The organism is Candidatus Pantoea communis (assembly GCF_011752685.1).
In the GTDB taxonomy this organism is placed as follows: domain Bacteria; phylum Pseudomonadota; class Gammaproteobacteria; order Enterobacterales; family Enterobacteriaceae; genus Pantoea; species Pantoea communis.
Genome location: NZ_VWXC01000046.1, coordinates 1 through 9,287, shown reverse-complemented (window position 1 = coordinate 9,287; position 9,287 = coordinate 1). Strand labels below are relative to the sequence as shown.

Sequence of the window (9,287 nt, the reverse complement as noted above, 5' to 3'; positions counted from 1 at the left end):
TTACGATCAGCTTCGTGGGAAAGGGTTCAGAATCCGGGCGCTGGCGGTCCCGTACAGGAATTAACTGTGCAGGCAGCGTAATAAAAAAATGGCTTCCGGGAGGAAGCCATCAGCACAATCAGTCGCAATATCGGTTATATGTGCCCTGATGAGGCACACATTATTTATCGGCTGACTGCGCCAATGCATTAGGGCTGGAGGGGTATTTGAGCAAAAAAACGGCATCTTGCTGCAAAAAAATATCGTCGCATAATTAAGCCTGATACCGGCGTGATTTGCGCCAGAAGCTTCACTTATAAACGCAGCCATTATTATGAATTTCCGGCTAAAAGAGTTGCATTCCACGTAACTTACTAAAGCGCGTAATTGCTGGAGAAAAAATGGATCTTAACGGGAAAGTGCTGGTTTTTAATCTTGAACCAGGGTTCTCCCATGCGTACATATTTTTTGGCTTCTTTGCTTCTTGCTATAACACAGCCATCGTTATTGGAAAGGATGCAGACGGGCTCATTCCTCAGCGAGGGCTGAAACGCTTTCTCCACGCTCGCATAAAATGAATTCACATCGATAAGCCCAAACATTCAGTTTCTCCGGCGCGTGGTATGAACGAAATGGATGACCACGCCGAAAATCTGAAGCGAATCAGGATCAGGTTTTATTACGGGGTAGGCAGGATTCATTGGCTGCAGAACCGGCCCGTCAGGCGTGATCAGCAGTCGTTTTACCGTAAACTCGCCGTAAACCTCCGCGAGGATGATGTCACTGTTTTCAGGTTTCAGTGAGCGATCAACGATAAGCAGGTCACCGTCATACAGGCCAATGTCCTGCATGCTGCTGCCCTGTGCGCGAAGGAAGAAAGTGCTTGCCCTGTGAGTAATGAGATGCTCATTGAGGTCCAATTCATGCTCGGCGTAGTCCTGACAGGGGGAGGGAAACCCGCAGGGCACGCGCTCCAGAAAAATTGGCCTGTAGCTGGGGGGCGGATTTGCAGCCGGGTTAATCAACTCAAAGGCATTAAACATGACAATCATCTCTTCTAATAGTGCTGTATGTATTTACAGTATTATTAGCTGGCTTTGAGGCCGACGCAAGATGCTGATGGCAGGGGAGGGCAGTCAAATAGATACGTCCGTTGATGTTTAATGCGATATTTAGCGATATTTGCTCACAAAATGACCAACTCGCTGCGCGCTCCGAACTGCACGGGCTGAGACAATTTATCCACAGCTTTAAGTATCAAATGTGCAGTGCTGGTGTGGATAACGAACCCGCGCCGGTTTCCATACCTAACTCAGATAACCAGATAATCCCCATTATTTCTGCAAAATTCGTGATAGGCCTTCGGACCGCCGGGCAGGACACAGATGACAGAGTTGCAAAAAAATGGCCACATTGGCGCTTCTCTGAAAAAGCCGGTACGGGTTTTTTTAACTTTACTTGCTTCTGTATGATAACTGCTCGTTTTAAGGAAGTTTTTGCATAAGGATTGTGAAATGAAACCCTCCCGCAAGATCCATTCCGCTTTATTACGCCGGTTTTGCCTACGTCTGATGCCGGCGCGTCTGAATCCGGATGGCCGGACAATAAAACTGAAATCGCAGAAGGCATAGTGCCATACCTGCAGCCTGCTCTGAGCAGGCGCAAACCGCGACGCCCTGAATTCGGCATCGCTCTGAGGCGCAACGTCGTTTCGCTGCCGCTCATTCGGCGTTGCGGCTGCATCGTACTCTGAGTTTCCGCATTATCTCTCCGCTTAAGTCCTGTCGCCGGGCTAAGACAAGCACAGTTGCCGTGGACGTCTAGAGTGAAATGAACTCCGGTGAAATTTATGTCCAGCCACTGCGTTAGACCTGAAAAAATTTCCCCTCCGCCCCGGACGGCTGCCGTCACATGCACTTGTTAACGCCCCTGCGGCGAAGGGTCTCAAACGGGTGATGTGGTGAACAGCAAACTGATACAGGAGAACGATCATGGCTTCACGCGGCGTAAATAAAGTCATTCTGGTAGGCAATCTGGGACAGGACCCTGAAATTCGCTACATGCCGAACGGCGGTGCGGTCGCAAACATCACGCTGGCCACATCAGAAACCTGGCGAGACAAACAGACCGGTGAAAAGTCAGCCCCAGCAGCCGCCTTCTGCACCAGTAAATAACGGCAAAGGGGGCAGAGGAGGTCGCAGTGCAGACCAGTCGCAGAATGGATCCCAGAGTACGCCGCAGGAAAGCCATCCGCTGGCAGATTTTGATGATGACATATCAGGTAAATCTAACCGTTCTGAATGATACAGCTCCGATCTCGCAATCCATTGAGGGCATTAAGAACGCGGGACCTGAAAAAATTGAGATGGCCTGAAGGCACTGGAGATTGCCCGTGCGGAGCTGCAACCCCGCACGGGCATGACAATCAAATTATGAGGAATCGGATATGCCATTTATCCAGCCTAAAGAATTTATTAGTGAGGGCAAGCCTGCTGGCTATTACGGTCGGCTTTCTGGCGGTTACATGAACGTACATTCAGGTGAAATGATCCGGGATGAGACGTTCACGCTCTCACGTTTACAGCAGTTTTCGCTCTCCGACTATGAGTCCTATCGCGCGCGGTGAGGAGTATCGCCACCGCCTGAGTGGGGCAGTGCTTAACGCGCTGAAACTCAGCGATGCCTGGCGTAATGACTGCGAAGGTCGCGGAGAGTGGGGCGGCGTATTCCCTGTTCATTTGCGGCTGACCCACCGCAAGTGCAAGCACTTGACGATCGATATTCTTAGCCCGGGGGATGAATCGCCTTTCTGGCACGGGCTTATCTGGATAAATCCGGATCATACCGGTCTGTATATCCTTAATGCTGAAAAATTTGAGCCGGCAATGATAAGGCAGATGCTGATCCGCATTGAAGGATTAGTATCAGCGGGTATAAAACCAGCTGAGATTGCCGGATTACTGGGTAGAAAGGAGATGGGTGTATGAATGCGCATTCACTGTTTCGTAGTATGGCATTCAGTGGGGGCCTTCAGCCGCCTGATCATCATTATGAAATCGACCTTACACGGTTTCCGGCTAACATTGCCGGACTTAAGGCGCGGTCTGCACAATGTGCTCTAATTGAAGTGAGTCTGACACCTGCGCTTGATGTGGCTGATTCTGCCGAGCCTGAATGACATTCAGGTAAGGAATTAATTCGTTCAGCATTTGCGATGCAGCATCATGCCGAGTTGCTCGAAAGGCTTATTTGCGAGGCAGAAACGGTGTTGGCCAGCCAGGTAATTGAATTAAATCAATAGGTTGTCAGGTAGGTGGTGCCGCTAACAGCTGATAAATTTGTTGAAGGTTTATCACAGTTTTCGTTTTTAAAAATCTTTTCAGGCTCACGCTTTAGCCATCCATTATCCGAGGGTAGCATATGCATGATTCGTTCGCCCAATGTGGACCTAATCTGATTAAAGCGAACAGGCGGGTTGCTATCAGGCCATTTTATGGTCCGAGTCATGAGTGTCTTGAAAGATAAGGCTCTCTACGTGAGGAACCGGCACGTCTGAGCGCTGAATCAAGGTTTGGCTCTTTAAAATGCTAGTTTTAAAAAGCGTTTGCAAGTTATCTCACCATTCACAGGAAGCCAGTGCGTGGCCTCCGGAAACAGCGCTGAACTGATAGGAAATCTCGCGTATGGGTTATGAAAAACCTCAAATTCTGCAGTCCATGGCTCATAACTATAGGGCTTCCATAAGCTACGATATTCGTCGCTGGTTACGTCCATACTAAAGGGAATTCCACGTGTTGCTCCTGGCGAATCATCAGCAAACTCCCCCGATCCTGATATACCGGTAGCCTTCGATTAGCGCACCGGAAGAAACTGGTACTCTGCTCAGCTTAGACAGCGTCGCTGCATTTGAAAAAATAACCGCAGAGAGGGCTGTATTGTCATGTGAAGAGAATAAACCAGCGCGGATTTTGGGGTCACTTAAAAGGCAATCAACGGTTTCAACTGAAATGACAACCTTCCCATTTTTTTCTATTTCTCTGCCATAAAACCCATAGAGGTAAGTCATGAGTGCTTCACGGCTCCACATCATCGAGCCCGGAGCGTGAAAGTCAGCGATTGCAATGGCAAATGGCTTTCCTTCGACATGAGGCTGGCTGGTGTAATCCTTACGCAATTTATTTCGCAAGGTTCGCGCGTAACGTTCTGCCGCAATTCCTAATACTCTTTCTTGCCGATTCAGGGGAGGCTCCACAGGTTCTGCTCTGGCGTGGTCATAACGCTCAGGTGGATTAACTGTTACAGCTTCAACCTAGGCTCCTCCACCAGCTCTGTTTGTTACGTGAAAATCAGGAGAGGGCTGTTCCTGGGTGACTAACATCCCCTGTTCACGGAAACTGGCCAGGAGAATGGCTTCCCAAATTCGCGTGTGAAAATTATCAGACTGGCACTCTCTTGCCCAGTGAGTATCAGGATTAGGCATTGCAAGATACAATTGATTCAGCATCCATGCGCCAGGTTCTCTGGAAGGATGTCCGAGTAGTTTGAAAATGCCACTTGGTTCTCTTCCTTCAACATCCCATAGCGGTGCACGTCTGTGAACTCCCGGGGGCAAGGGAGCGCGATTCGCTGATTCATTGCATGCCTTACAGATAATGTCTAAAGCTCCTTCTTCGCTAAAAGTGTCTGATTCCCTGTGCAGCACTGACCATATATCGTCTTCACGGCGTCGCATTATGAGAACACCGTGCTTTCCGCTATGGAAATTGCGAGTCAGCGCGCCGATTGTTAAATGATTATGACTGCGCCATGCGCTAACTGGAGGATCATCACCAAATCCCAGCCCTCTGGGCAGTGATAAGGCATAAACATCGAACAGACCAGCAGGAATTGGAGTCATTAAGTATTCTCACTTTATGAGCCTAAGGGGGAGCGTATAGCTTAAAGTCAGTTTTTGAGCATAATCATTTATCTACAGAATTTGCAAACCCATATATCAGGAAGTCTGGTGGCGTACAGTTTTCCATCGTCCTGATAAATGTATGGAACATCTGCAAATCGCATACAGCGGATAATACCTTGACTGAAGTCAATCCCAGCCAGCCAGAGTATCACCTTTTAAGGACGTGAGATTACCCGTGCCTGAACATCATTGTTCCCCTATCAACCTTACATTTCAGCGTTGCAGGGGTATATGGTGGAAACTCCTCAACTCTCTGAATAGACTAAAAAACATCTCATCAGTTGCCTGCATTTTCTGAAAGCCTGCGCGGCGTAATTTACTGCCATCACCAAACATGTCGTATTCCCAGCCAAATACAAAGTCTGCAAACTGACCGTCGTTGATCTGCAGAATATCAGCTTCCACAAGATTGTGAGTTAATGCCATGTCGCGCCATGCAGATTGGTAATCTCTAAACATCTGGTGAAATGAAAGTCTGACCGGTGGTGCGCATTCCAGCTGAAACCAGCGTGCGATTCGCGGCCACAATTCGCTCCATCGCCAGATGTCGCCGTTATTCACATTGAAAGCCTGATTTGCTGCTCCCGGCGTGGTGGCTGCCCATATTGTTGCTTCTGCCAGTAAACCCGCATCGGTGTGATCAACAATGCTATTCCAGGTGCGTTCAGAACCCGGAAAACGGAGCGGTAATCCCAGGGACTGACAAAGCGAAGCATATAGCGCGATGCTCAGCGCAAGATTCATGGTATTGCCGGACACTGCGCTGCCAACCACTCCCGGCCTGATAGCATTCCAGTGCCAGGCTTTCCCATGCTGAAAATCACTCAGCCAAGCCAGTTGCGCGGCGTTAAACTCAGCGCCCGGCACGCCAGGATCGCTCTCCCTTGCCGGTGTTTTAAAGGGCCCGAGATGTGCGCCATAGACTTTGTAGCCCTGCATCAGGCTTACCGTCTGAAGTGGAGCCACTTTCTCAATATTACTGACCAGATTACGCAGCATGGTCACGTTAGGCCCAACCATATCTGTCCAGTTCGCCGCATTTACCCATGCGCTAAAGAAGATATGTGTAATGCTGCTTAATTGCTGAAGCACCTTTTCACTTTGTTTTCATCAAGCAGATCAACGCATACGACCGGAATACTATCAGGATGAGGTAGCGCCTGGCGACTCAGGCCGATCACTTCCCAGCCATCCTGAAGGAGCGTTTTTACGAGATTGCTACCGACAATACCCGTTGCACCTGCGACCAGTGCGACCTTATTTAAGTTATTCATGTTGTGACTCCGAAGTAGGGGTTCAGAGAGTGTGATATATTATTTTTTCCGCATATACCCCCATAATTAGATGGTACTTATAATGGAAATAGCTAAATGAATAATAAACTTAATGCTATCTCTACCTTTCTGCATGTTGCAGAAGCCGGTTCTTTTTCTGAAGCTGCACGTCAAATCGGGTTGAAACAATCTGCGGTTAGCCAGCAGATTGCCGCATTGGAGGAGGAGCTCGGGGTGGTATTGCTGAATCGTACGACGCGTAAGATGGCACTTACCGAGCAGGGACAGCGTTACCAGCGTGATATGCAGCCGTTGTTGGAAGCAATGCGTGAGGCGGAAAGCAACCTGTCTCCCGGTGATCATCAGTGGCAGGGCAAAGTTCATGTGCAGCTTCCGAGTGGCCTTGGCCAGCTATTTCTTCCTCACCTTCTGAACCTGCAGAAAGCCAATGCGGGATTACATCTTAAAATTTCCCTGGACGATCGCATTGCAGACCTGATTACCGAAGGGGTGGATATCGCCATAAGACTAGGAAGCCAGCCACCGGATGAACATGCGTCACGCGTGCTGGCGCGGGTCAAGATCCAGCTTTTTTCCGCCCCCATGTTCTCACCGGTGTATTCGCCAGCTGACCTGCCAGCGCTGCCACACATCCGTTTCAGCGGAATTATGCATGATGCCCCCTTACGGCTGATTTCAGAAAATGAGACGGTCGATGTGAAGGTGAATACCGTCTTTCAGACCAGCACCAGTGAAGGCCTGCTTCAGGCATTACAGGCAGGGATTGGCATTGGTGGTATGCAGCTGCCGCTCGTAACTAAAGCGGTGCAGGCGGGTACGCTTATTCCGGTACTTCCGGACTGGAAGCTGCCAGATCGTTTCCTGTATGTCGTTTTCCCCGACGCCCGTTTTATCCCGCATAAGGTCAGAAACGTGGCAGGGGTGATCGAACAGTTACTGCCGCAGATAGCAGGACTGCTTTAAAGAACGAAATGATTGAGTGAGATGGCCATCGAAATGGAGTAAGCCAAAGTAAGTTTTAATATAATCAACTGATATTTAATTAATATATTACTTTTCTTTAATGTCAGAGGAGCAAGGAAACAGCTATGATTCAAGAATTAAAAGATCTGTTAAGTATTCAGGTCGTTTCTGTTTTTCTCGTTACGATCATCGGTGCATTGGCAAAAAAGTATATGCAGTTTCATCGCAGAGATTTCTTTTCACGCCCTTTGCCTGAGCAGATAAAAGCGGTTAAGTGGCTCAGAGATACAGCTGCCCCGGTAGCTGACCCGTTAGCTAAGGCAGAACAGCAGTTCCGTCTTCAGTCATTCGGACTGCACAGAGACCGTGATCTATCCTATAAAATCATATGCATCTGTTCAGATCATGCGCAGTCATTGATTCCGTCCCTTAAAACAGTTTTGCGCTATCAGGGAATGTACAAAATCTCTGAGGGATATATTTATCCACACAAATACCATATCTGGTTCGTACCTCTGGTAATGATATGTTTGTTAGTGATCACAGGTTCAGAGGTATACAGTGGTTTCATACAAAGTGACGTCACGCAATTACTGAAGTCCCTGTTAGTCTTTGTTGTGGCCTTTTTAACATGGGGGTGGGTAGCAGTTTGTGCTCTTAAAATATCCCGTATAAGCAAAACGCTCAATGCATACATTCCACCCGCCGCTAATAAAAAAAGCGCTTCAGATGATTTCAGTTCCATACTCAATAATGATTACCCTTAGCCTTGTCTCTGCGTCTCAGAGAAAGTTATGGTTCGGCGTTCTGCCTCGAACCAGTGATAAGCCGCATCGGGATTGTCTGAGCATTAAGGCCGTCAAGTTTGGCACGTTCAGAATAACAGCGCAGAGTAACACCACTGGAATTTTCCTGCTGGACCCATACACTTACCGCAGCCTTCGCCTGAAAGAGTTGTTGAAGTTCTTCCCCCTGAATAAAGGTGGTTATGAATATCTCATTCTGAGAATGGCTGGTGGATAGGCTTTGCAGGATAATTTAATGACCTCTCTTCAATGGCCCCCGTCGGCTCTCCGGCGTGGCCGGGTCGTCAGCCCGACTGCGCTTACCAACAAAGGTGGTAAGCTCCGCCGAACCGTGAAGGAATGCGTTTCGGGCCTAAAGGCTAAGGTCTGATGGCGAACTAAAGGCAGTGTTAACTGCTACAAAGTCTATCCATTCCTCCTTCTTAAAATAGGGAGTTGCATACAAATACGTTTATAAAAACAGAGGTGGAGACTTTGTCAGAAACCCCCTGAGAAAGGGGGGGTATTTTAATATTGACAGGCATCTATTTAATAAGACCTGGTTATTGATTATTACAGGGTTCAGTTTTTTCCTGGCTCGTGTGATATTTTGGAAAAGCATTTTTAGTGGATAGTAATAAGACCTTCCTTTAAAGACCAGTCGGCCGTCAGAATCATATTCGAAGTATTCATCAATTGTCACGGCAACGTTGTCAAACTCTTGCCCAATTACACGGTGTGATGTCTTGTTGTAAACGTTTGCATATTTATCATGATGTTCTTTATCGTATTGCGAAGGCGTGAACCGAAGAACTTCCCAGCTTCCTGAATCTAAACTATAAAGGTAGCCTCTTGCATCATCTAAATTGTGGAAGTAATTTATTTCAATATTGCCAGAACTGACAAGCTCGAACGTGCGTTTGTTATTAAAGAGCATTTTAATGAAATTGGCTATTTCTTTGTTGGTCCTGATTTTTTCTGAGAGGCTGAACGTTTTAATGTTGCTTATTGCGTTAATTCTGCCGTCGATATTGGTTCTTTCTTCCCAGGTGGCAAGAGTTTGCATTTTATCATAAGAAAAAATGCATGATTTTGCATTGCTAGTGACAAAATCAATTATATCATCCTGAATCGCCACGGGTAATCTAGACACTTTTGAGCCGTTGATAATATAGGTCTTCATATTCAGCCGGTGGCATCTGCTCGCTCGAACCATGCCGACGCTTACTGTTATAAAACATTTCGATGTAATCAAAAATATCGCTTCTGGCTTCGTCTCTCGTTCCGTAGATCTTTTTCTTAATC

General features: G+C 47.6%; 10 protein-coding genes and 3 pseudogenes. 6 read left to right on the top strand and 7 right to left on the bottom strand.

Features of this window, described 5'->3' with window-relative positions; translation table 11 throughout:
- Positions 1-356 precede the first annotated feature (356 nt).
- Positions 357-581: pseudogene (locus F3J37_RS27595) on the bottom strand (Y-family DNA polymerase); the annotation flags it as partial.
- The gene (locus F3J37_RS27590; protein ID WP_034830559.1) at positions 582-1,022 is read right to left on the bottom strand and encodes a LexA family protein; all 441 of its coding nucleotides are present in this window, start codon (positions 1,020-1,022) and stop codon (positions 582-584) included.
- Between the two features lie 113 nt (positions 1,023-1,135).
- On the opposite strand from F3J37_RS27590, the gene F3J37_RS27585 reads away from it, so the two are divergent.
- From F3J37_RS27585 to F3J37_RS27570, 4 genes and pseudogenes are all read left to right on the top strand, one after another.
- The gene (locus F3J37_RS27585) at positions 1,136-1,483 is read left to right on the top strand and encodes a hypothetical protein (protein ID WP_034830560.1); all 348 of its coding nucleotides are present in this window, start codon (positions 1,136-1,138) and stop codon (positions 1,481-1,483) included.
- Positions 1,484-1,970: 487 nt separating this feature from the next.
- A pseudogene (ssb1, locus tag F3J37_RS27580) lies at positions 1,971-2,114 on the top strand (single-stranded DNA-binding protein SSB1); the annotation flags it as partial.
- A 311-nt stretch (positions 2,115-2,425) separates the two neighbouring features.
- Entirely contained in the window at positions 2,426-2,605 is a 180-nt protein-coding gene (locus F3J37_RS27575) for a hypothetical protein (protein WP_052127584.1), read from the top strand.
- A 28-nt stretch (positions 2,606-2,633) separates the two neighbouring features.
- Entirely contained in the window at positions 2,634-2,966 is a 333-nt protein-coding gene (locus F3J37_RS27570) for a conjugation system SOS inhibitor PsiB family protein (RefSeq protein ID WP_052127585.1), read from the top strand.
- 824 nt (positions 2,967-3,790) lie between these two features.
- Here the strand turns inward: F3J37_RS27570 and F3J37_RS28330 are convergent.
- From F3J37_RS28330 to F3J37_RS27560, 3 genes and pseudogenes are all read right to left on the bottom strand, one after another.
- Positions 3,791-4,231 carry a hypothetical protein gene (locus tag F3J37_RS28330; RefSeq protein WP_230599238.1) on the bottom strand — a complete coding sequence of 147 codons (441 nt, stop codon included), beginning with the start codon at positions 4,229-4,231 and terminating at the stop codon, positions 3,791-3,793.
- 57 nt (positions 4,232-4,288) lie between these two features.
- The gene (locus F3J37_RS28325) at positions 4,289-4,876 is read right to left on the bottom strand and encodes a hypothetical protein (protein WP_230599240.1); all 588 of its coding nucleotides are present in this window, start codon (positions 4,874-4,876) and stop codon (positions 4,289-4,291) included.
- A gap of 276 nt (positions 4,877-5,152) precedes the next feature.
- Positions 5,153-6,213, bottom strand: a pseudogene (locus F3J37_RS27560) (SDR family oxidoreductase).
- Positions 6,214-6,309: 96 nt separating this feature from the next.
- Here F3J37_RS27560 and F3J37_RS27555 point away from each other — a divergent pair.
- Together F3J37_RS27555 and F3J37_RS27550 are read left to right on the top strand one after the other, a co-directional pair.
- The gene (locus tag F3J37_RS27555; protein WP_034830567.1) at positions 6,310-7,197 is read left to right on the top strand and encodes a LysR family transcriptional regulator; all 888 of its coding nucleotides are present in this window, start codon (positions 6,310-6,312) and stop codon (positions 7,195-7,197) included.
- A 125-nt stretch (positions 7,198-7,322) separates the two neighbouring features.
- Positions 7,323-7,964, top strand: a complete 642-nt coding sequence (locus F3J37_RS27550) for a hypothetical protein (protein WP_034830568.1) — start codon at positions 7,323-7,325, stop codon at positions 7,962-7,964.
- Positions 7,965-8,454: 490 nt separating this feature from the next.
- Here the strand turns inward: F3J37_RS27550 and F3J37_RS27545 are convergent, their stop codons facing one another.
- Together F3J37_RS27545 and F3J37_RS27540 are read right to left on the bottom strand one after the other, a co-directional pair.
- A complete protein-coding gene (locus F3J37_RS27545) occupies positions 8,455-9,120 on the bottom strand; it encodes a hypothetical protein (protein ID WP_205299069.1) in 666 nt (221 codons plus the stop codon).
- Between the two features lie 7 nt (positions 9,121-9,127).
- On the bottom strand, positions 9,128-9,287 hold a 160-nt coding region (locus F3J37_RS27540), incomplete at its 5' end, for an IS3 family transposase (RefSeq protein WP_166936789.1).